General features: G+C 52.6%; 18 protein-coding genes. 15 read left to right on the forward strand and 3 right to left on the reverse strand.

What is annotated here, in order from left to right; all coding sequences use genetic code 11:
- The first annotated feature begins 3 nt into the window (after positions 1-3).
- Positions 4-819 (forward strand): MBL fold metallo-hydrolase, encoded by an 816-nt coding sequence (locus MUB23_RS03055; protein WP_244798716.1) that lies wholly within the window; start codon positions 4-6, stop codon positions 817-819.
- A gap of 164 nt (positions 820-983) precedes the next feature.
- Here MUB23_RS03055 and MUB23_RS03060 read toward each other — a convergent pair whose 3' ends face one another.
- Positions 984-1,961, reverse strand: a complete 978-nt coding sequence (locus MUB23_RS03060) for an ornithine cyclodeaminase family protein (protein ID WP_244798718.1) — start codon at positions 1,959-1,961, stop codon at positions 984-986.
- 304 nt (positions 1,962-2,265) lie between these two features.
- Between MUB23_RS03060 and MUB23_RS03065 the strand changes: the two genes are divergently transcribed.
- From MUB23_RS03065 to MUB23_RS03085, 5 genes are all read left to right on the forward strand, one after another.
- Positions 2,266-2,958: a FadR/GntR family transcriptional regulator gene (locus MUB23_RS03065; RefSeq protein WP_244798720.1), complete on the forward strand. Its 693-nt coding sequence runs from the start codon at positions 2,266-2,268 to the stop codon at positions 2,956-2,958.
- A 70-nt stretch (positions 2,959-3,028) separates the two neighbouring features.
- A complete protein-coding gene (locus MUB23_RS03070; RefSeq protein ID WP_244798721.1) occupies positions 3,029-3,466 on the forward strand; it encodes a DUF3237 family protein in 438 nt (145 codons plus the stop codon).
- Between the two features lie 279 nt (positions 3,467-3,745).
- Positions 3,746-5,167 carry an amidase gene (locus tag MUB23_RS03075; protein WP_244798722.1) on the forward strand — a complete coding sequence of 474 codons (1,422 nt, stop codon included), beginning with the start codon at positions 3,746-3,748 and terminating at the stop codon, positions 5,165-5,167.
- A gap of 169 nt (positions 5,168-5,336) precedes the next feature.
- A complete protein-coding gene (locus tag MUB23_RS03080) occupies positions 5,337-7,328 on the forward strand; it encodes an oxidoreductase (RefSeq protein ID WP_244798723.1) in 1,992 nt (663 codons plus the stop codon).
- A gap of 504 nt (positions 7,329-7,832) precedes the next feature.
- On the forward strand, positions 7,833-9,083 hold the full coding sequence (locus MUB23_RS03085; RefSeq protein WP_244798724.1) for an L-lactate MFS transporter: 1,251 nt from the start codon (positions 7,833-7,835) through the stop codon (positions 9,081-9,083).
- A gap of 226 nt (positions 9,084-9,309) precedes the next feature.
- Here MUB23_RS03085 and MUB23_RS03090 read toward each other — a convergent pair whose 3' ends face one another.
- Entirely contained in the window at positions 9,310-10,302 is a 993-nt protein-coding gene (locus MUB23_RS03090; RefSeq protein ID WP_244798728.1) for a LysR family transcriptional regulator, read from the reverse strand.
- A 198-nt stretch (positions 10,303-10,500) separates the two neighbouring features.
- Between MUB23_RS03090 and ilvD the strand changes: the two genes are divergently transcribed.
- The 9 genes from ilvD to MUB23_RS03135 all read left to right on the forward strand — a co-directional run bounded on the left by ilvD (position 10,501) and on the right by MUB23_RS03135 (position 20,935).
- Complete coding sequence (gene ilvD, locus MUB23_RS03095) at positions 10,501-12,159, forward strand: dihydroxy-acid dehydratase (protein ID WP_244798729.1); 1,659 nt, start codon at positions 10,501-10,503, stop codon at positions 12,157-12,159.
- A gap of 21 nt (positions 12,160-12,180) precedes the next feature.
- On the forward strand, positions 12,181-13,242 hold the full coding sequence (locus MUB23_RS03100; RefSeq protein ID WP_244798730.1) for a TRAP transporter substrate-binding protein: 1,062 nt from the start codon (positions 12,181-12,183) through the stop codon (positions 13,240-13,242).
- 218 nt (positions 13,243-13,460) lie between these two features.
- Entirely contained in the window at positions 13,461-13,988 is a 528-nt protein-coding gene (locus tag MUB23_RS03105) for a TRAP transporter small permease (protein ID WP_244798731.1), read from the forward strand.
- On the forward strand, positions 13,985-15,262 hold the full coding sequence (locus MUB23_RS03110; protein WP_244798732.1) for a TRAP transporter large permease: 1,278 nt from the start codon (positions 13,985-13,987) through the stop codon (positions 15,260-15,262). The genes MUB23_RS03105 and MUB23_RS03110 overlap by 4 nt, the downstream gene beginning before the upstream one ends.
- 12 nt (positions 15,263-15,274) lie before the next feature.
- On the forward strand, positions 15,275-16,552 hold the full coding sequence (locus tag MUB23_RS03115; RefSeq protein ID WP_244798737.1) for a lactate racemase domain-containing protein: 1,278 nt from the start codon (positions 15,275-15,277) through the stop codon (positions 16,550-16,552).
- Between the two features lie 29 nt (positions 16,553-16,581).
- Positions 16,582-17,313 (forward strand): MBL fold metallo-hydrolase, encoded by a 732-nt coding sequence (locus MUB23_RS03120; RefSeq protein ID WP_244798739.1) that lies wholly within the window; start codon positions 16,582-16,584, stop codon positions 17,311-17,313.
- Between the two features lie 124 nt (positions 17,314-17,437).
- Positions 17,438-18,415: an AAA family ATPase gene (locus MUB23_RS03125; protein WP_244798741.1), complete on the forward strand. Its 978-nt coding sequence runs from the start codon at positions 17,438-17,440 to the stop codon at positions 18,413-18,415.
- Positions 18,387-19,613: a DUF58 domain-containing protein gene (locus MUB23_RS03130; protein ID WP_244798743.1), complete on the forward strand. Its 1,227-nt coding sequence runs from the start codon at positions 18,387-18,389 to the stop codon at positions 19,611-19,613. The genes MUB23_RS03125 and MUB23_RS03130 overlap by 29 nt, the downstream gene beginning before the upstream one ends.
- Positions 19,610-20,935: a hypothetical protein gene (locus MUB23_RS03135; RefSeq protein ID WP_244798744.1), complete on the forward strand. Its 1,326-nt coding sequence runs from the start codon at positions 19,610-19,612 to the stop codon at positions 20,933-20,935. Before MUB23_RS03130 ends, MUB23_RS03135 begins: the two co-directional genes overlap by 4 nt.
- Here the strand turns inward: MUB23_RS03135 and MUB23_RS03140 are convergent.
- Positions 20,917-21,525, reverse strand: a complete 609-nt coding sequence (locus MUB23_RS03140) for a TetR/AcrR family transcriptional regulator (RefSeq protein ID WP_244798745.1) — start codon at positions 21,523-21,525, stop codon at positions 20,917-20,919. The genes MUB23_RS03135 and MUB23_RS03140 overlap by 19 nt on opposite strands.
- Positions 21,526-21,863 lie beyond the last annotated feature (338 nt).

Raw genomic sequence — 21,863 nt, forward strand, 5'->3', positions numbered from 1 at the left:
GCAATGGCATTATCGTGTAAACATTGGGAGATCGCCCCGGATACCTATGCGATCCAGTGTCCAGGCTATCTGCCTGGGCCCGGCCGGCTGCCGGGCTGGGGATATGTGATTTCTTATCTGATTGTGGGGGAGGAAACGGCGCTTTTGCAGGATACCGGGTATGGAAACGTGGATCTGCGCGGCTACGCCGAATCGCTTTGCCAAAAGCCTTTGATCGCGGTGAATTCCCATGTCCATCCGGATCACTCCGGGGGAAACAGCCAGTTCGATACGGTCTATGTGCTGGAAGGGGAGGTGGACTCGGAGGAGCCGGTTTATTTCCCTCAGAGCGGGGAGTTGGCCCGGTGCCAGGATGTCATTGACGAAGGGGATTACCATTTTTCCTTCTGGAAAGATGAGCAGGTCATCGATCTGGGAGGACGTGAGGTGGAAGTCCTTCGGATTGAGGGACACAGCAAGGGGTCCATGGCGCTTTTAGACCGGCGGACCCGGTTCTTATTCAGCGGGGACGCCATCTTGAAGCGGGTGCTGATGTTGGGCGGCCTGCCTCTCAGCGCGTATCGGGCGGCCTTGGTGCGCACGGATCAAAATTATGATTTCATAGACATTTATGGAAGTCATTGGTACGAGCCTTTGGGCCGGGATTATATTGGAAAGATGATTAACCTGATCGACAGTTACGACCCGGAGAAGACGGAATCCGCACCTTGGATGCCGGGATCGGACATGGTCATGTTCTGCCATGGGAACGCTTTTGAGGAGAAGGATTTCTGCGCAGTCGGTTTTCCTTCGGATGGGTGGGAGATGATGACGCGCTGATGTTCCTTTCGCGGGTTTCGATCGGACGGTTTGGAACGGAGCAGAAGGAATGGAAAGAAGGGAAAAACCGGAGCAGGGCGGAATGCGCTCTGCTCCGGTTTTTTCGTCGGTATCGGTTTAAAATATACGATTCTGGAAGAGTCGGCCATGTGGGGATGGAAGCGTTATTCGGCTAAAATTTGCCCGCAGCGCCTCTCTAAGGCCTTCTTCCAGATCAGCCGTGCAGCCATCACATCAAAAATTCCCATGCCCACCGATTTGTAAAACCGGGTTTCTCCGAGAGGCTGGGCCTGACCGGACTTTTTTTCATGGAGATAGTCCCCCATATAGCGCACATTTTCCCGGCGGAGCAGGCCGGTTTGAAGCGGCTGGCATAAATCTCCGCTTTCTTCACAGGCGAAGGGGAGATCGGTCAGCACGGACTGGGTCGTCTGCCAGATTGCGTCCGGGATCTCCTTGTGGTCCGGGAGCCAGGAACCGATGGCAACGACGCATTTTTTGCGGAATAAGGATGGGTCTTCCGGAAATACCGGCGTGGCAGACTGGGTAGCCGTGATCAATATATCACTTTTTTCTGCCACCTCACGGCTGTTGGCGCAAACTTTGATTAAAAGCTCTTTGGGGGCGGTCATCCGGCGCAGTTTTTCAATGAAATCTCCATAGTCATTCCGGTAGGCGTCATAGAGGTAACAGGAACGGATCGGGCGGACCTGGGACGCGTAGGCCAATTGGTGGAGCCCCTGGACACCGCAGCCGATCAGGCCGGCGCTATGGCTGTCCGGATCGGATAGATGCCGGATCGCCACGCCGCCGACGGCCCCGGTCCGCAGCGCGGTCAGGGTGCTGCCGTCCATGATGGCCAGCGGGGCGCCTGTGTCCCTATCGTTTAAAATCATCAGGCCGCTGAGATAAGGCAGCCCCTTGGAGGGATTCTCCGGAAACTCAGCCAGCATCTTTGTGCCGATGACGTCTTTGACAAAGCAGGGCATATAGAGCATGCGTCTGTTTTCGGATTCCGCAGTATAGCGGTCCGGCATATAGTAATGGCCGGAATGATGCTGAAGAAAGGCTTCTTCGATGGCGTCCAGCATTTCCTCATATTTTACGGCTTTTCGCATTTGACTGTCGTTTAGATACAGCATAGCGGCTCCTTTCCTTGTCTTCCTCAGCGGAATTTGCCGGGGGTGAGTGGTTCGTGTGCTTGCGCTGTTTTGGCTGGATAAAAATTGCATTAATTATTTCATATGTATGACTGATCAGTAAAGATTAGTGACAGATCAATCATAGCATCCCATCCAAACACTGTCAATAGGTACCACGGTGAAATGTGTTGACTTAGGGGGCGGGAAAGGGCGAGTTCAGCTGAAATTGCGGCATCCTCTTGAATTTTTAGCCTTTGTGTGATATTGTGATACTAATTTGTGACTGATAATTGGAGATAAGTACATGATGGAAAAAGACAGGGAGATGGAGGTCCTAAAGACAATCGGGGATCTGAGCATTCCAGCCGGGGCGATCTACCTAAGTCAAGAGCTCCAAATTCCTCAGGGGAGTATGGGCCGCATCCTATCCGGCCTGGAGTCCGCCGGGCTGATTGAAAAAGTCAGCAATAAAGGCCGCCGCCTGACGGCAAAGGGAGCGCAGTTTTTAGCGGATTATCAACGGCGGAACAGCCAGCTGGAAAGCGCCAGGAATCTGATTTTGCTGACCGAGGAGATCTCAAAGGAGCGCCTTTTGGAGATCCTGGAGGTCAGGAAGCTTCTGGAGTGTTCTGCGATTCAGGATACCTGCCGGAATATTACCGAAGCGCAGATGAAAGTGCTGGATACCTTGCTGCTAGAAAATATTTATGTGGTGAAGCATGGGGGGACGGGAAACCGGGAGGATCTTCACCTGCATCTGGCCATTGCGGAGTATTCGGGCAATCAGACGATCTACCAGATTTTAAACTTGGTGCTGACCCAGAACGATGCGTATGTCAAGTTCACCAAGGCGGCGGGGCCGGATGAGAATTATCAGATAAAGGAGCACGAAAATATCGTCGCCGCAATCCTAAAACGGGATCAAGAGCGCGCCCGGAGCGCCATGGAAAAGCACCTGGACAAGGTGATGGCAGATGTGGTTCGCGCATACGAATAATAGGAACAAGTCAAAGAGGTAAATCCGGGACGTGGCGAGACGGCGGTCCTGGCAAAGAAAGGAAAAGATTATGAATGATACGATGATTATGGAATTTAAGATTACGATTGACCGAAACCAGATTTCTACCATGGTGTGCGAGAACGGGAAGGTGACGATCATCCCTTTCGGCGGGACAGTGGATTCTGATTTGTTTAGCGGCCGGATTTTGCCGGGAGCAGCTGATATCCAGGTGACGAATGCGGCTGGAATCCGCCATATGTGCGCCCGGTATCTGTTCGAGGGAACGGATTACACAGGGAAGGCCTGCCATCTTTTCGTGGATAACAACGGCTATTTCGAGCGAAACCACACCCCGCGTCCCTTCGAGGCCCTGCCGACTTTTATGACGGACAGCGAAGTCCTGAAAGACTACCTGCACGGCGCGCATTTCCGGGCCGAGGGGTATGGGAACGAGCGGGGAGTGGATATCCGTATCTATGATATCGATAAGAAATCGGAGGAATAGAAAAGAAGCGTTTGCTAGGGAGGGGATGCCGAGACACGGTATCCCCTCCCTAGTACAAATGAGGGGAAGAAGATCCTGTAGGAAATGTTTTACGGTAACAGTGGCCGGGATAAGCTTGCCCGCAGTTTCGGCAAATGATCCGGCGCTGTGACCGTGTCCTATCTTTAGGAAAGCATCGGTATGTGTTTGATCGTTAAGCAAGGTGGGAACGATTCCGATGGTGCTTCGTTGCCCGCTGATTGAATTGCAGCGAGAAATTGAAGAGAGGAGTCATGAATCATGTCGGATCTTACCATGATGACCATGGAGCAGATTTCATCCATGGTGGAAAAAGGAGCGGTTTCGCCGGTAGAACTGGTGGAAGCCTGCCTGAAGCGCATTGAAGCATTGAATCCGGAATTAAACGCCTATGTCTATCTGGCGGCCGAGGAAGCCAGAATATCTGCCAGGAAGGCGGAGGAAGAGATTAAAAGCGGGTGTTATCGGGGGAAGCTTCACGGAATTCCGATTGCCCTGAAGGATCTGTATTATACGGAGGGCATCCCGACCACCGGCAGTTCCGAGGTGTTGAGAAATTTCGTTCCCGAATACGATGCCACCATCACGAAACGCCTGAAAGACGCCGGGGCAATCCTGATGGGAAAAACCAATACCCATGAATTTGCCTTTGGTCCGACCACGGAAGAAACCTGCTTTGGCCCCACAAAAAATCCTTGGAATCCGGCGAAGATCCCGGGAGGTTCTTCCGGCGGCTCCGGCGTGGCTGCGGCCACGGGAATGGCTTACGTGGCCATGGGAACGGATACCGGCGGATCGATTCGCATTCCGGCGGCGATGTGCGGAACCGTTGGATTTAAGCCCAGCGTGGGTCTGGCCAGCCTCTACGGGATCATTGCCCTCAGCTTTAATCTGGATCATCCGGGACCTTTGTGCCGCAGCGTGGCGGATGCCGCGATCACCATGGACGCGATTACGGGCACCGATCCCCTGGACCCTTGCCCGTATGCCGTTGCGGGGGAGCCAACCCATTTCTACGAGGGGCTTGCCGGCGCCGAAGACCTGAAAGGAAAGGTGATCGGCGTCCCGGCCAATTTCTTTTTTGATAAGACCGACTATGAGGTGGAGCGGGTGACGCGCGAGGCGATTGACCGGCTGAAGGAACTTGGAGCGGAAATCCGTGAGATTACCATTCCTGCTATTGATCTGGTCACCGACGCGTCCACCTGCATCATGTTCAGTGAAGCGGCCTACCTGCACCGGGACCGGTATCCGGCCATGAAGGAAAAATATCAGGCAGGCGTCGCGGCCCGGCTGGATCAGGGTGGAGCTTTCACAGCGGTACAGTACATTCAGTCTTTGCGAGAACGGGATGTGATCATGGAAGAGTGGGAGAAGGCTTTGCAGGAGGTGGATGCGGTGGTTGCCCCCACCTGTCCGATCGAAGCGTTTGACCGGGGGCTGACGCCGCCTTGGAACATTGTGACAAGAGGGCAGATAGAACCGGGAAAACCCATGTGCACCTACCACACCCGTCTGGCGGATATGACCGGTGCTCCTGCGCTTTCCCTGCCGGTGGGGCTGACGAAGAACAAACTGCCGGTGGGACTGATGATCATGGGCCGCCGCGGAGATGATCTGGGGGTGCTGCGGATCGGATCCGTTTATGAAAAGCATTATACTTACCCGGCTCTGGAGTTTTAAAAGAAGTTGCTGGCTGCGTGACAATCTGTTTTCATCTGCGGCGGATAGCCGGAAAAGGCATAAGAATTCTCTTGGATTTTGGGAAAAAGAATCATGTAAATATTGACATGTTTGTATGATGGTGATATAGTAAAATCATCAGAATTCATCTATGCGAAGGAGGCAGCATATGAAGTACGCAAAATTGTTCACGCCCGTGAAAATCGGCAACGTGACGATTAAAAACCGTTTTGCTATGGCACCGATGGGCCCGCTGGGTCTGGCGGATGCGGACGGTGGTTTTAATCAGCGCGGAATTGATTACTATACGGAGCGCGCCAAAGGCGGCACCGGTCTGATCATCACTGGTGTGACGTTTGTGGAGAATGAGATCGAGGAGCACGGCATGCCCAACTGTCCTTGTTCCACCCACAATCCGGTTCATTTTGTCCGGACCGCCCGCGAAATGACCGAGAGAATCCATGCTTACAATGCCAAAGTGTTTTTACAGATGTCCGGCGGCTTTGGCCGTGTGACGATCCCCACCAACCTGGGAGAGTTCCCGCCGGTTGCTCCGTCCCCGATTCAGCACCGCTGGCTGGATAAAACCTGCCGCGCTCTGACCACGGAAGAGATCCGTTCCATCGTAAAGAAATTCGGCGAAGGTGCATACAATGCGAAGCGCGCCGGCTTCGACGGCGTGCAGATCCACGCGGTACATGAGGGCTATCTGATCGACCAGTTCGCAATTGCCCTGTTCAATCAGAGAACCGATGAGTACGGCGGAAGTCTGGAAAACCGCCTCCGTTTCGCAAAAGAAATCGTAGAAGAGATCAAAGAGCGCTGCGGCAAGGACTTTGTCGTGACGCTTCGTTACAGCCCGAAGAGCTTCATCAAGGAGCTGCGCGTCGGCGGCCTGCCGGGCGAAGAGTTCGAAGAGAAGGGCCGTGACCTGGAGGAAGGCGTGGAGGCTGCCAAGCTTCTGGTTGCCTATGGCTACGACGCTCTGGACACCGACGTGGGAAGCTACGACGCGTGGTGGTGGAGTCATCCGCCGATGTACCAGGAGAAAGGCCTGTACCGTCCTTACTGCAAGCTGATGAAAGAGAACGTGGACGTTCCGGTTATCTGCGCCGGCCGTATGGACGATCCAGACATGGCTCTGGAAGCCATTGAGAACGGAACCTGCGATATGATCAGCATGGGCCGTCCGCTGCTGGCGGATCCGGATTACTGCAATAAGCTGCGCTCCGGCCGCATGGATGAAATCCGTCCCTGCATTTCCTGCCAGGAAGGCTGCATGGGCCGGATTCAGGAATATTCCATGATCAACTGTGCCGTTAACCCGCAGGCTGCGAGAGAGCGTTTCATGGCCTATACGCCGATTTTGAAGGCGAAAAAGGTGATGGTAATCGGCGGCGGCGTGGCCGGATGTGAGGCTGCTCGCGTACTGGCGACTCGCGGCCACAAGCCGGAAGTGTTCGAAGCCACCGATCATCTGGGCGGCAACCTGATCCCCGGCGGTGCTCCGGACTTTAAGGAGGACGACATTGCTCTGGCGAAATGGTTTAAGCGCCAGCTGGAGCTGCTGGAGGTTCCGGTTCATTATAATACAAAGGTTACCAAAGAGATGGTATTGGCCGGCGGATACGATGCTGTTGTATGTGCGACCGGTTCGACTCCGAAGATGTTCCCTCTGGGCGACGATGAGAAGGTATATTCCGCAGCGGATGTCCTGACCGGTGCCAAGGAAGCCGGCGACACCATGGTCGTGGTCGGCGGCGGCCTGGTTGGCTGTGAGACCGCTCTGTGGCTGGCTCAGAAGGGCAAAAAGGTTACGATCGTAGAGGCGCTGCCGAAGATCCTTGCCCTGAACGGCCCGCTCTGCCACGCCAATAGCGAGATGCTGGAGCGCCTAATTCCCTTCCACGGAATCGAGGTTGTCTGCGGCGCCCGCGTAACCGGCTACAAGGACGGTTACCTGTCCGCCACCGTAGACGGCGAAGAGAAAAAGATCCCCTGCGACGGCGTGATCCTGTCCGTCGGCTACCGCGAGAACAATTCTCTGTATCAGGAACTGGAATTCGAAGTACCCGAAATCTACCAGCTCGGCGATGCAAAGAAAGTCGCAAATATCATGTACGCAATCTGGGATGCCTTCGAAGTAGCAAACCACATCTGAGGATAGCTACGAGCCGGGCAGCGAAACAGTTGTAACCTCCCCCAGGGGAGCTTGCTCACCTGGGGGAGGTTACGGCTGTTTCGCTATGTGGCGACAGCCACACGCATGGGGCGGCTTTGCCGCCCCATGAGAGCCCGGCGGAGAAGAACAGCCAGGGAAAGCTTGCCTTCCTAGGTAGGGCCGGCGGAGAAGAACAGTCAGGGAAAGCTTGCTCTCCCAGGGGAGCTCACGGCTGTTTCGCTATGTGGCGACAGCCACACGCATGGGGCGGCTTTGCCGCCCCATGAGAGCCCGGCGGAGAAGAACAGCCAGGCGCCCAGGCGAAGCAGCACTCAAGGCGCCCAGGCCACGCGGCGCCTAGGAACGACCAAAGCAAGAAGCCTGCTAAACTTATGGAAAGAGTAGAAATACAGCCAAACACCTTTGGGAGGATCGTAGTTGGCTGTATTTTTACTTGCCATTTCATGCACAAATGTTATAAAAGAAAGAAGAGGATATGCAAAAATGAACAAGGAAGCAACAGCCGAGGAGCTGACCAAAAAGCGCTGGCTCATGGTCATCATCAGCGGCTTGATGAATATCTGCGCCGGATCTCTCTACACCTGGAGCGTTTTTTCCTCCCCGATGGCAGAGTATCTAAACCAGAGAACTGGTCTGGCTCTGACTGCCGGGAGTCTGGCGATCGTATTTACCGTAGCAAATTCTGTCGGCCCGATTACCATGATTTCGGGCGGCTTTATCAACGATAAACTGGGTCCGAAATGGGTCCTTTTCCTGGGTGGTCTCCTGTTTGGCGGCGGATTCCTGCTGTCTGGTTTCGCCGTCAACACACCGATGCTGATCGCCGGTTTCGGCGTGTGCAGCGGCCTTGCGATGGGAATGATCTACGGCTGCTCCGTCAGCAACGCGGTGAAATGGTTTCCGGACCGCAGAGGAATGATCGGTGGAATCATGACGGCAACTTACGGGCTCAGCTCCGTCATTGTCCCCCCGATTGCCAACAGTATGATCCAAAGTCTCGGTGTGACGGCGGCCTTTAAAATCCTGGGGGCTATTTTTGTCCTGGTGCTCTGTGTGGGCAGCTTTTTTATCACCCCCTGCCCTCCGAATTTTGTTCCGGCAGGCTGGACCCCTCCCGCAGTCACAAAGAGCAACCCCTCCAACGAAAAAAATTGGAGCGGCATGCTCCACACGCCGGTCTTTTATGTCATGCTGGCGATTTTGGTCTGCGGCGCTTTCTCCGGTTTGATGCTGATCTCCCAGGCCTCCAACATGGCGCAGCAGATGGTCGGAATGACCGCAGAGGCGGCTGCGATCGTGGTTTCCGTTCTGGCTCTATTCAATGTGGCGGGCCGTGTGGTATCCGGCTGGCTCTCCGACAAGATCGGGAGAATTCGTACCTTGGAGATCGCCTTCTTGATTGCGGTCGCCGGACTGGCCATGCTTTTGCTCAGCAATGGAAATGTGGCGCTGTTTTACGGAGGGATTTCCTTCGTCGGTTTTTGTTTTGGTTCTTTGATGGGGATCTATCCCGGATTTACGGCCGACCGTTTCGGACAGAAACATAACAGTGTGAACTATGGAATCATGTTTATTGGCTTTGCCTTAGCAGGCCTGTTCGGCCCGATGAGCATGAATCTGATGTACCAGAAGTCCGGAAGCTACCAGCCCGCTTTTATCGCAAGCATGGTGCTGGCGGTGATTGGGATTCTGCTGGCGCAGGTCTATAAGATGATGTCTAAGAAAAAATCGTAAGAGAAAAAGATCGATTTCCGCGAAGGAAAGAGGCTTCTTTTATTGACAGGCAGGACTCGAATTGAGAGCTGCTGTTGATAAGAGGAGCCTCTTTTTTGAATTTGCGAAACTAAACGGAGCCAACGGCGATTAAGGAATGACACATTTCTGGTTTGGTTATTTATTCACATGATATCAGTTGTTTTAAATTTACGTTTTTACTCCGAACGAATAAGACGGCGGTAGGTCAGATCAGCCCCTGACTGTACAACTCAGGAAGCGCGTCGGAGACCTGCTGCTGATAACGGCAAGAATGTTCCCGGAAAAGTTCGATGAAACGGGTCATATAAAAGGGAAGATAAGCATTTTTCCGGTAGATGCAGTTGATCCGCAGCGTTTCGGTTAACCCTTCCAGTGAAAAAATGCACAGGGATTCTTCCGGGGCGGATGCGGCATTGTACCGTAGAACATCTGGAATCATGAACGAGGGGAAAAAAGCGGCGGCCTGCTGGAGGCTGCAAAGACCAAGCTGGGTGCTGTAGTTGCTGACGCGCAGGATCGGATTGAGCCGGATGCCATGAAAATCTGCATAAGTTTCAATCATCTGATTGAGGGTGCTGATGGAATAATTTTGTACGACGGGAAGTTTTCCCAGCACACCGGCGGGAACCCCATTTTTCCGGTAATAAATTTCTTTTTCCGACAGATCCAGTCCCAGCTTTCGGATCAGCCCTTTCGAAATAATCAAAAAAACCCGGTCGTTGGTGATGGGGATGGCGTGGAATTCCTGATTGGTGGTGGCATTGACTCCGATGAATAAATCCAGGTTCCCCTTGGCCAGGAGGCGGCTTAAGGCATCGGTATCGTCGGAGTAGATGGAACAGGTGACATGGGGAAACTGCCGGTGATAGTCGGAGAAAATATCCGGCAGCATATTTTGGGCGCGGGAGCTATTGATTCCTAATTTCAGATCCCCGCGGATTCCCCCGGAAATATCTTGGATCTCTGTTCGTATGTTGTTTTCCAAAAGCTGGATTTCAAGGAGATTTTTGTGGAGCGCCAAGCCGGCCGGGGTCAGCGCCAGATGCGGCTTCCGTTCAAAAAGGGAGGCCTGATACTCCTGCTCCAGCTTGCGGATATGATCACTGAGAGCCTGCTGAGTGATATAAGCCCGTTTGGCCGCTTTGGTAAAGCTCATTTCTTCAACGGCAAGGAGAAACATCTTTTGACTGGTGTTCATGGTGACCTTCTTTCTGGTTTTGCACAAATAAATACTTGTATGTCAATCCATAAATAACTGTTTTACATTGTTCTGAAAGTGCACTAAAATATGAAATATAAAAATGATATGGAGAGAATTATAATACAAATAAGCGAAAAAGACAAGCATCTTGCTTTGTTCTTTAAAGGAAAGAACTGGAAAAGAGGAGGAGAAGAAATGGGAATGCGGGGGGATTGCAACGAAGTCACCGAGGCCTATTATACCGGGCTGATGGCTTCCGTCGGCTATCGAAAGGGTGATATCGAAAAGCCGGTCATAGGGATTGTAAATTCTTACAATGAAGTAAACCCAGGACATAAACCATTTGCGGATATCAGTAAGGCTGTCAAAGAAGGCGTGTGGGCGGCCGGAGGGACTCCGGCTGAATTCAGCGTCCCAGCTCCCTGCGATGGAATGGCACAGGGGGAGGGAATGCACTGTGTCCTGCCGCAGAGAGATTTGATTGCCGCGGCCATTGAAGGGATGGCACGGGCCCACGGCTTTGACGGACTGGTTTTTCTTTGTTCCTGTGATAAGATCGTACCGGGTATGCTGATGGCAGCTTGTGAACTGGATAAGCCGTCACTGTTTTTAACGGCAGGAGCCATGCTTCCTTATCAGGACGGGGATGGAAATACCTTCGTTACCTGCGATCTGAAAGAGGCGATCGGAAAAAAGGCGTCGGGAAAAATTACAGATGGAACCATGGACGATTGGATTTCCCATATGTGTTTTTCCAGCGGAACCTGTTCCATGTATGGAACGGCCAATACAATGGGCACCATGCTGGAAGCATTGGGGCTGGCCCCTTTTGGATCCGCAACCATGCTGTTCTGCGCGGCTGAAAAAATTTGGCAGAGCCGCGACGTCGGGGAACGGATCGTCTCTCTGACCAAGCGGGGGAAGAATTTTAAGCAGTATTTTAATGAAACGTCGATCGCCAATGGGATACGATATATTTCAGCCACCGGCGGATCCACCAACGCGGTGCTGCACATGATTGCAGTGGCAAGGACATTGGGGGTATCCCTTGGTCTCGATGATTTTGAAAAGCTCCAGTCGGAGGTTCCGGTCATCGCTAAATTTAAGCCGTCATCCCCGTACCATATGCAGGACTATCACAGGGCCGGAGGGGTTCGGGCCGTTCTGTCTACGATCCGGGAGTTCCTGGATTTGGGGATGCCGATGGGATATCAGCAGTCAACGCTTCGCGAGGTGCTTTTGGAGGTTCCCCAAAAGATAGACAGGGAGGTGATCCGGGATTTGGATCATCCCTATGAGGAAAACGGCTGTTTTTCTATCTTGTTTGGGAATCTGGCGCCCCAGGGATCCGTAGTGAAAAAAACCGGCGTCGACCCGGCGATGTTTTACCACAAAGGTCCGGCTGTTGTCTTTGAATCTGAGGAAGAGGTTCGAGACTATATGCTGAACAAAAAGGTAAAGCCAGGCTCCGTGCTGGTGATCCGCTATGAGGGCCCGAAAGGCGGACCGGGGATGCGCGAGATGTCGATTCCGGCCGCCATGTTGGTGGGAATGGGGCTGCATACTTCGGTGGCCATGGTGACGGATGGACGGTATTCCGGCGCTTCCCGCGGTCCCTGTGTCGGCCATGTGGCCCCGGAAGCATGGGAAGGCGGGCCGATTGCCCTGGTCCGAGACGGAGATATGATTGAGATTGATCTGAACCGCCACAAAATCGAACTGTGTGTTCCGGAGTATGAGCTGGAGGAAAGGAGGAAACAATTCGAAAGACCGGACAAACAGGTAAAAGGGATGCTGAAAGCTTACCGGGAGCGAGTGAGTGGAGCGGATGAGGGAGCACTTTGGCTTTTCTAAAAAATGCGAGGAGGAAATAAAGTGAAGAAAGTAATGGCAGGAATTTTAAGTTTTGCCCTGATTTGCGGGCTTACCGCTTGTGGGAGCGGAAATTCGGAGACGAACACGGCGGCGTCAGGAGGCGCGCAGACCAGCTCTCAGGCAGAAGCGGGAGATCAAACGGAGGCGGAGTATGTCTGGAAGGCCGGGTCTGTGCTGGCGGCGGATCATCCATACAGCATGGGATTGACAAAACTGGGAGAATTGCTGAAAGAAAAATCAAACGGCAGGATTCAGTTGGATGTTTATCCGGCGGGATCGCTGGGCGGGGAGACCGAGATGATTGAACAGGTCCAGATGGGAACCCTGGATTTTCTCTGCACGGCGACGGCCCCCCTGGCCAATTTTACCGATGCGCTTCTCGTCTATGATCTCCCTTATCTGTTCCGGGATACGGCTCATGTCTACGCGGTTGAGGACGGAGAGATCGGACAGCAGCTTTTGAATCAGGTAAAAGAGGACACCGGTATTTATGCTGTAAATATGTGGGAGTGCGGTTTTATGGAGCTTGCCAACAGCAAGCGGGAGGTGAAAACGCCGGAGGATCTGAAAGGAATGAACATCCGGATTATGGAAAATGCGATTTACAATTCGTATTTTACCGCTTTGGGAGCCAACCCGATTACGATGTCCCTGACGGAAGTGTTTACTTCCCTGCAAAACGGAACCATCGATGCGGTCACCAACCCCATTGTGACAATCTATACAAGCAAGTTTCACAGTGAAGCCAACCATGTATCCATGGTAAACTGCATCTATATCCCTTCGATCCTGCTGATGAACCTGGAGCTCTATCAATCTTTGCCGGAAGATCTGCAAAAGATTGTAGACGAATGCTGCAAGGAAGCGCAGGCCTATGAGCGCGGACTCTTTAATGAACTGGAAGAAACCTATCATCAGGCTATTCAGGATGAAGGCGGTGAAATTTCGGATGTGGATTTGAGCGTGTGGAGAGATGAAAAGCTTCTGGATGAGGTCTACCGCCAATTCGTTCCCAGCTTGATTCCCCAGGAAGTCGTCGACGCAATTCGGGCCGTGCAATAAGAAGCACAGGCATGGACGGACGCTTCTTGCGGCGTGAAATGCTTTGAGATGAGGAAGCCGTGCCGCTGCGGACACGGCTTCCTCTCTGGAAAAATGCCGGAGAATGTGCCCGGATCGACGGGAGCCGGATCGATTATTCCGGCTGCGCCTGCCGGGCGGGAGCATAAGCTGCGTGATGTCCGGAGGAATACAGGAAGGGAAAGGAGGAACGAAGGACTTTGTCTGATAAAAAGAAAAGAATAGAACAAGGATTGAATCGTTTTGACCGGATTGTCATTTCCGTGGAGAGTGTGGTGGCGGTGGCTGCTTTTGCAGGAATGTGCCTGATCGTCATGTATGGGATCATCTGCCGGTTTATTTTAAAAATTCCGAACCCTTACGGCGAGGAGCTAAGCCGGTATCTGATGATTTATGCGGTGTTTTTCGCGGTTGCGATCGGCGTAGTGAAAAACGAGCATATCCGTGTCGACTTTTTTGTGGACCGGCTGCCGGGAATGGCCGGAAAGCTGGTGGATGCTTTGGGCGGGCTGGTCACGGTTTTCGGCTATCTGCTGCTGACCTATCTGACGGCCCAGGTTTTTGGCTCCATGATTCAAAAAGGCCAGCTGGCTCCTAGTCTCAGGATTCCCATGTATATCCCCTATGCCGGGATGCTGGTGGGAATGGCGCTTGCTGCATTGCAGGCTGTGGAAATGTTTATCCGAAAATTTTTCCTGGGGAACAGGGGAGAGGAGGAAGAGTCATGATTGTATTTATGTTTTCTCTGTTTGTCGTCCTGCTATTGATCGGCGTGCCGATTTCTTTGACTTTGGGCTTGACGGCCGCCCTGCCGCTGTATTTCTTTTCTGATATATCCTTAAATGTCGTAGCTCAGAAAATGTTTGGCTCTGTCAACTCTTTTTCCATTATGGCGGTTCCCTTTTTTATGTTGGCAGGCAGCATTTTTGCCAAGGGAGGAGTTTCCAAACGTCTGGTTGACCTGGCCAATTCTGTTGTGGGCTGGCTGCCGGGCGGACTGGCCATCGTCACATTTTTCGCCTGTGCTCTTTTCGGAGCGATCTCAGGATCCTCCCCGGCCACTGTGGCTGCGATGGGGTCCATCCTCGTGCCCGCCATGCTGGAGGCCGGATATTCCATGCAGTTTGCACTGGCTACGATTTCAGCGGCCGGCTTTCTCGGCATCGTGATCCCGCCCAGTATCCCGATGGTGATGTACGGCGTTTCGGCCAGCGCCAATATCGGGGATCTATTTATGGCAGGTTTTTTGCCGGGAATCTTGCTTACGTTAGCGATGTCCTGCTATGCTTTTCTGTACGGAAGAAAGCATTTGCCGAAAGGAGAACCGTTCCAGATCAAAAAAGTATTGGTGGCCTTGAAAAATGCCGTGTGGGCGTTGATTATGCCGGTCATCATTTTAGGCGGAATCTACGGAGGGATTTTTACGGCGACCGAGGCGGCTGTCGTAGCCTGCTATTACGGCTTGGCCATCGGCATTTTCGTCTATAAGGAATTGGAATGGAGAAAATTAGGGGTGATTTTCCGCGATTCCATTGTCCAGGCCGGCAGCATCCTTTTGATCGTGGCCACCGCGACGGCTTTTGGCTGGGTCCTGACCAGGGAAAACATTCCGGCCACCGTGGCCAATGGGATTTTGAATCTGGCCGGCGGCAACAAGTGGATTTTCCTGATTTTGGTCAATCTGCTGCTTCTGGCGGTAGGTACATTTATGGAAACAATCCCTGCGATTTTGATCCTGACGCCGATTTTGCTTCCGGCGGCCAACACTCTGGGGATCAATACCATTGCTTTCGGAGTGATGATGATCGTCAATTTGGGAATCGGAATGGCGACTCCGCCGGTCGGCATCAACCTGTTTGTAGCAGCAGGGCTGGAAAAGAGGAAACTCTCCGATGTGGTTTGCCGGCATCTCTGGTATTATCTCTTGTTTGCGCTGCTGGTTCTGGCGGTGATTGTAATTTTTCCGGGAATCGTTCTGCTGCTGCCGCAGATGATGGCCTAAAAGGAGGATACGATGGGGTTTATTGAAGATACATTGCGGCCGGTTCCGCTGCCGAAAATCTTAAAGGCGGAGCAGGAATTCGATCGGTCCGAGATCGAGGATCTGCCGGCCTGTATCCGGGGCCAGCTGGAGCAGCTGAGCGGATTTCAGGGGATACAGGAAGGGCAGAGAATCGCTGTGACGGCCGGGAGCCGGGCGATTGACCGAATCGATATCGTGCTGCGCTGTGTGGTGGATTTGGTGAAACAAAAAGGGGCCAAACCCTTCCTCGTACCTGCCATGGGCAGTCATGGCGGGGCTACCGCAGAGGGACAGCTGAACTACCTGCGAACCTTGAATATCACGGAAGAATCCATGGGAGCGCCGATTCTTTCTTCTATGGAAGTGGATTTGATCGGGACGATCGCCGACGGCAGGCCGGTATATTTTGACCATTACGCAAACCAGGCCGACGGCGTGGTTCTGGTGAATCGGATAAAAGCCCACACTTCTTTTAAAGGTCCCTATGAGAGCGGGCTTTTAAAGATGATGGCCATTGGCCTCGGAAAACAAAAGGGGGCTCAGAATTACCATAAGACCGGATTTCGGGAGATGCCGCGGATCATCCAGGAGGTGGGCAAGGAAGTTTTAAGGAGAAAACCCATTCTGTTTGGGATCGGTTTGATTGAAAATGGCTATGGCCGCTTGACGAAAATCGCTGCGCTGAACCCGGAGGAAATCGTTGAGAAGGAAAGGGAGCTGCTGGCGTTTGCCAATAGTCAGCTGCCGAAACTGTTTTTTCGGCAGGCGGATGCTTTGCTGATCCGAGAAATCGGGAAGGATATCAGCGGAACCGGTATGGACTCCAATGTGACGGGCCGTTTTAACAACCCATATTTTCATAATGAGACGGAGATCACGAAGATCGGAATCCTGGATCTGACGGAGAAGACCAAGGGCAATGCCAACGGAGTCGGAATGGCAGATTTTATTTCCCAGAGGTGTTATGAAAAAATCAAGCTGGATCAGACCTATCCCAACGCACTGACTTCCACAACGGTTCTGACGGTAAAGATTCCGATGATTCTTAATACCGACGAGATGGTGGCACGGGCGGCGGTGAAAACCTGTAATATCATGGATTTTAAAGATGTCCGCCTGGCCTTGATTCAAAATACAAAAAACATGAAAACTCTTTATATTTCAGAAAATATGGCGGACGAGGCAGAGCGTGCCGGGGTAAAGATTTTAGGGGAGGCGCGTGAGATCCCATTTGATGAGAATGGCGCACTGGAACTGGACTTTGAATAAGCGTTTCGGAATGGAACCGGGAGGGAAAAATGGAAGTATCTTATGAAATCTTGCTGACGGGCTTTCCAGGAACGTCCGACCGGATTTCACTGGGAATCAGCACCGTTGTTTTGATCGAATGCGGCGGGACAAGGGTCCTGGTGGATACGGCGGGGTTCGGCGCCAGAGGTTTGCTTTTGTCCGCACTGTCAAGGAAAGGGATTCGGCCGGAGCAAATTGATTTTGTCCTTTTCACGCATCTTCATTTCGACCATTGTGCGAATTTTGACTTGTTCCCGCAGGCCGCTTATGTCTGCAGCCGGACGGAATGGGAGTATGCCTGGGAACAGGAGGATATCTATGTTCAAAAGCCTGTGATTCGGGCCTTGGGCGAGTGCCGGGTACGCTTGATCGAGGAAGATGGGGCTGAACCGGTTCCCGGCATCCGGGCAGTCCTTTCGCCAGGGCATACGCCGGGGGGACTAACCTATTGTTTCGGCTCCGGGCAAAGCCGGGTTGCTGTGACCGGGGATGCCATTAAAAACCGGGAAGAGCTGCGAAGCGGAGAGGTGGTCATGACCTATGACCCGGCTGTCAGCAAGGATACCATCTTCAAAATCCGCTCCCAATCGGATCTGGTGATTCCGGGCCATGACTGCCCCTTGCAGATAAAAGAGAATAACGTGATCCCCAGTGAGACGAATCAGTGGCGGATTTCTTTTCAGAAAGGATTGTCCGTAAACGGAGGAAGGGGTAACATAGGGATTACACTGGACGTTTAAATTTCACAAAAACTCCATTTGTGCGGCTCTTTTTCTTTCCAATAAAGTGTGATATACTACCTTAATATGATTTTTAGCCGGATTTCCGGCAGGAGATGTTTGGTAAGAGAATGGAGTAGAACAGATGAAGACAGCAGAATGCGCCCGGTCTTTACGCGAAGAGATTGGGAAAATTATTGTGGGAAAACAGGAAATCGTGGATCTGGTGGTTACGGCCGTGTTATCCGGCGGCCACGTACTTTTAGACGATCTTCCCGGGAGCGGAAAGACCACCCTGGTCCGGACTTTGGCGCTGGCCCTTGGCTGCGAATACAAACGGATTCAGTTTACGCCGGATCTGCTTCCCTCGGATGTCTTGGGTATGACGGTGTTTAATCAGAAAACCGGCGATTTTGAACGGAAAGTCGGTCCGATTCACACCAACCTGCTTTTGGCAGACGAGATCAACCGGGCCATTCCCCGGACCCAGTCGGCGCTGCTGGAAGCTATGGAAGAGCGCCAGATCACCATCGATGGGGAAACCTATCCCCAGCCTGACCCGTTCTTTGTCATGGCTACCCAGAATCCTGTGGAGAAGGAGAGTACCTTCCCGCTTCCGGCAGCCCAGATGGACCGGTTTTTTATGAAACTGTCCATGGGGTATCCGAGCCGGGAGGAAGAGGTGCAGATGCTCTCGGAATTGGGGGATGAGACGCCTTATCAAAAGGTAAGCGCGGCGGCATCTCCGCAGCTTTTGCAGGATTTGCGGGAAGAAATCCGCGGGGTCTATCTGAATGAAGAGGTGAAAGCTTATATCGTCGAACTGGTGCATCGAACCAGGGAGCACGGACAGTTAAAAACCGGCGCGAGTCCGCGGGCTTCCCGGTCTTTGTTTCAGGGAAGCAAAGCCTGCGCAGCAATGGACGGCCGAGACTATGTAACACCGGAAGACGTCCAAAAATTGATGCTGCCGGTGCTGTCTCACCGGGTTGTGCTGACCGGCGAGGCGCGCTACAGCGGGAGGACGCCCGAAGAAATTTTACAGGAGATCATCCGGGACACTCCGGTGCCGCCGGCGAAGGAAGCGTGGTTTGATGGAAAAGCAGAAGGAATTCGGGAGTAATTTTGTCAGCCGCGGAGCCCTCCTCTTTCTGCTGGCCCTGGTTGTGATTACCAGTTATTATCAGATGGGAGGGCTGCCGGCATTTTTGTTGCTGGTCTTTTTGCTGGCCGCCGTATCACTGGCCTGGGGTAAAGGCTCCCTAAAACATCTGGAAATTTCCATCGAAGGGAAAAGCCTGAACGGATTTCCCGGCGAGGAAATCGAATTTGTGCTGGCCGCCGCCAATGAAAAATGGCTGCCCGTCATTTGGCTGGACCTTACGCTGCCGGAGCCAAAGCGAAAATGTGTGAGCCTGGAAGGCGGATTTAAGAGAAAGTTTACCTGGTTGATGCCCCGGCAGACGCTTCGCTGGAGGTGCCGGATGCAGGCACAGAAACGGGGGATCTACCGCCTGGCGGAGGTGGAATTGACTTCCGGAGACGGGTTTGGCCTTTCCGTGGAAAACCGAAGGGAGCAGCTTACTACAGGAATTTTCTTTGTGGTTTACCCAAAAGTTGACCCGGTGGAGACATCAGGCTTTTTACAGGAATATTCGGAATTGCAGAAGGGGACTTGGGGAAGCCAGGAGGACGTGACTCTTTTAAAAAGCAGCCGTGGTTATCTGCCCGGAGACGCAGGAAAGAGAATTAACTGGAGAATTCTGGCCAGACAGTCGGAACTTGTGGTCAATGTGTACGAGACGGTTCAGCCGAGAAACGCCTGTTTTTTGTTGGATCTGGAATCCTTTGTCCGCCGGGAGATGGTGGAGGAAAACGGAGAGAAGAAGGCCGTCTTAAAGGAATTTCACGAAGAGGTCATGGAAGACATGCTCAGTTTGGCGGCGTCCTGCATGGTTGCCCTTGCAGAAAAACAAGTGTTTTGCAGTCTGGTGATCCCGGCAATCGGAAATGCCGAGGGGAAGGTCCTTTTCCCGGAGTCTCTGGACAATATGGTGCCGGAACTTCTGAGGGAACTGGCGTCCTTGGAATATGAAGGGGAGCAGAGCTTTTTGCCGGAGGAGGCGGTTTTTGCTGCGGATCATCGGTTTGGAAAGCTGTACGTCGTGGCTGAGACACCGGGGGCGCTTTCTTGCCGTTCCACTTTGGAGCGGTTGGAGGATACCCATATCCGGCTTCTGGTCAAAACCAGAGAGGGAGAGCGTCCGGGAACGGACTATCGGATCTGGGAAGAAAAAAAACTGCGGAGGGAGAGAGGATGAACCGCAAGCAAAAAATCGGAGTACAGTTGGCGATGCTTTTGGCGGACATCACCTTGATGGGAAGCGTGCTGGCTATCTATGCTCTGCGCCAGACAGACGAAATCCATTTGTATCTGCTTCCCTGGTTTGCCGTCCTGGCCGCTGCATTTTTTCTCAATTTCCTTTTCGTGCAAAAAAAGGCGCCGGTGAACCTGGTGCTTTTGATCGACGGGGTTCTGACAGTTGGTTTTGTGATATTTGGTCAGAATATATTGGTGATGAGCCAGGAATCCTTTGGCGTCAGGATTCTTCTGGGCGGCCTTTTGGCCGGGTCCTTTGTTCACGGCGCGTCAATGCCGATGGGGGAACCCAGGCAAAATCAGCTGGTATCTTATCTGGACGGATTGGTAGCATGCCTGGCAATCCTGATGGTGTTGAATAAGACCGGCAGTCTAAACGGCATCGAAGGGTTATTAGCTTTTGGCGGAGCCTCGGCGGCGGGCCTTTTACTGGCGCTGATTTCGTCCCGGATTCGTACGCCCGGAATGGAGAGGCTGGAGGGAAAGAAGGGGAAAGGAGTCGCTGCGCTTGGATTGATTCTAGCCGGAGCGGCCGCTTTGGCATTCTGGATGGGAAGTCATTTGAAAACAGTGTCTTCGGGAATCGTTTTCCTGGTGAGGAGCGCTGCCGATGGGATCTGGGCAGTTCTTGTCTGGCTTGGACATGGGCTGAATTCGTTCCTTCTTTGGCTGGCATCCCTTTTCCCTGCGGCAAATGGCGGGATGATTTTGCCCGAACCGGAGGCGGGAGCGGCAATGGAAACCGTGGAAGAAACGGCCGGGGGCGGGGGAACGCTGATTCTTATCCTTGCCGTGGTGCTTCTTGCCGTTGCTTTTTTTTGGCTGATGCGTCAGCTAAAAGGAAAACGTTTGAACGGTTTTTCCCAGGATGCTGCCGGTAGCATTGCTCTCCGGACAAAGTCGAAGAAAAAGCCCTGGGGATGGATTCGCGGGAAGTGGTCGGAATTTTGTTTTCTGCTGAAATATTGGAGAAACCGGAATACGCCCGCAGGAATTTTGACCTTCGCTGAGCGATGGGGGAAACAGGCCGGAATGCCGCGAGGAGCCGGCGAGAGCGGGCCTTCGTATCTGCGCCGTCTGGCTGTGACGAAAGAAAAAGAAGACGCGAAATGTCTGTGGGAAGCGGCTTCCGAGCTGGAAAAAGAGTTTTATGGAAGAGGCGGCAAGCTCAGTCCTTCGGTGGTTTCCGATTGCCGGAACTTGTTAAAGCAGTTCAAGAAAGACGCCTGTAAGCCATCCTCTTCTCAAGGGGTCTCTGTGTAAATACCAGCAAGCATGATTTTCAACAGCTGGTCCAGTTTATTTGCGAGAAATTCCGGCGAATAGGTTTCAATGCGCTGCCATTGGAACTGTGCGGTCAGCAGGATGCCCATCAGGACATCGACAATGATTTCAGCATCGAGATCCTTTCGGAATACCTCTTCCTCTTGTGCTTTTAGGACAAGATTCCGAATCATATCCGTCATGGTGATCCGAGCTGCATAGAGGGGGCTTTTTTCGCAGGAATTTAGGTAACTGATCCGGCGAGACAGATCAATATTGGGGAGGGAGTCCAGGATGAATTGTTCCAGCACACGGTATATTTTGTCACCGCTGTTTTTTGCGTCCTCCCAGTCATGGGAGATCAGGTGACAGATGTTTTCCAGTTCCTCTTCGGTAATTCCCAGCAGAAGACTTTCTTTGTTGGGAAAATAGTTGTAGACTGTGGCCTTTGAGACCTCAGCCATATCGGCGATCTCGTCGATCATTGTATTGTCATATCCATTTTCACTGAACAGCCGGCGAGAGGCATTCAAGATTCTCTCCCGGCATTTTAATTTATTTGTTTCTCTTCTGGACATTACTGCCGTCATTCGAATCACTCCTTCTTTATAGTTTTACTTTACTGCATAAAATGGCAGATTGCAATAAGTTTATGAGGATATATGCAGGTATAGGCCGGAAAATGGGAGCGGCATCCTGATTTGTAGCGACAGAAAAGGCTCACGATTTCTGGCTGCGTTCGATGGAAGGAACAGCGCATTCGTTTTCCTGTGCGAAGAGCTCTTTCGGAAGATGGAAACAAGGAGAACTCTTATTCCGGATCGCTCCCCTGTTTTTTATTCATCAGTATTTCCAGGTAGGATTCCTGCAGAAGGTTTTCCTTGGGGATCCTTAATTCTTCGAGGATATTCCCATTGAAGTAGAGGTC

The sequence above is a fragment of the Cuneatibacter sp. NSJ-177 genome, from assembly GCF_022867805.1.
Lineage (GTDB): Bacteria > Bacillota > Clostridia > Lachnospirales > Lachnospiraceae > Pseudolachnospira.

Excerpts from the sequence above, each read along its gene's own strand:
- MUB23_RS03060 (WP_244798718.1), bottom strand. The coding sequence starts at position 1,961 with ATGCTGTATCTAAACGACAGTCAAATGCGAAAAGCCGTAAAATATGAG.
- MUB23_RS03110 (WP_244798732.1), top strand. The coding sequence starts at position 13,985 with ATGATTGTATTTATGTTTTCTCTGTTTGTCGTCCTGCTATTGATCGGC.
- MUB23_RS03080 (WP_244798723.1), top strand. The coding sequence starts at position 5,337 with ATGAAGTACGCAAAATTGTTCACGCCCGTGAAAATCGGCAACGTGACG.
- MUB23_RS03115 (WP_244798737.1), top strand. The coding sequence starts at position 15,275 with ATGGGGTTTATTGAAGATACATTGCGGCCGGTTCCGCTGCCGAAAATC.
- MUB23_RS03075 (WP_244798722.1), top strand. The coding sequence starts at position 3,746 with ATGTCGGATCTTACCATGATGACCATGGAGCAGATTTCATCCATGGTG.
- MUB23_RS03065 (WP_244798720.1), top strand. The coding sequence starts at position 2,266 with ATGATGGAAAAAGACAGGGAGATGGAGGTCCTAAAGACAATCGGGGAT.
- MUB23_RS03135 (WP_244798744.1), top strand. The coding sequence starts at position 19,610 with ATGAACCGCAAGCAAAAAATCGGAGTACAGTTGGCGATGCTTTTGGCG.
- MUB23_RS03140 (WP_244798745.1), bottom strand. The coding sequence starts at position 21,525 with ATGACGGCAGTAATGTCCAGAAGAGAAACAAATAAATTAAAATGCCGG.
- MUB23_RS03070 (WP_244798721.1), top strand. The coding sequence starts at position 3,029 with ATGAATGATACGATGATTATGGAATTTAAGATTACGATTGACCGAAAC.
- ilvD (WP_244798729.1), top strand. The coding sequence starts at position 10,501 with ATGGGAATGCGGGGGGATTGCAACGAAGTCACCGAGGCCTATTATACC.
- MUB23_RS03085 (WP_244798724.1), top strand. The coding sequence starts at position 7,833 with ATGAACAAGGAAGCAACAGCCGAGGAGCTGACCAAAAAGCGCTGGCTC.
- MUB23_RS03055 (WP_244798716.1), top strand. The coding sequence starts at position 4 with ATGGCATTATCGTGTAAACATTGGGAGATCGCCCCGGATACCTATGCG.
- MUB23_RS03120 (WP_244798739.1), top strand. The coding sequence starts at position 16,582 with ATGGAAGTATCTTATGAAATCTTGCTGACGGGCTTTCCAGGAACGTCC.
- MUB23_RS03090 (WP_244798728.1), bottom strand. The coding sequence starts at position 10,302 with ATGAACACCAGTCAAAAGATGTTTCTCCTTGCCGTTGAAGAAATGAGC.
- MUB23_RS03125 (WP_244798741.1), top strand. The coding sequence starts at position 17,438 with ATGAAGACAGCAGAATGCGCCCGGTCTTTACGCGAAGAGATTGGGAAA.
- MUB23_RS03130 (WP_244798743.1), top strand. The coding sequence starts at position 18,387 with ATGGAAAAGCAGAAGGAATTCGGGAGTAATTTTGTCAGCCGCGGAGCC.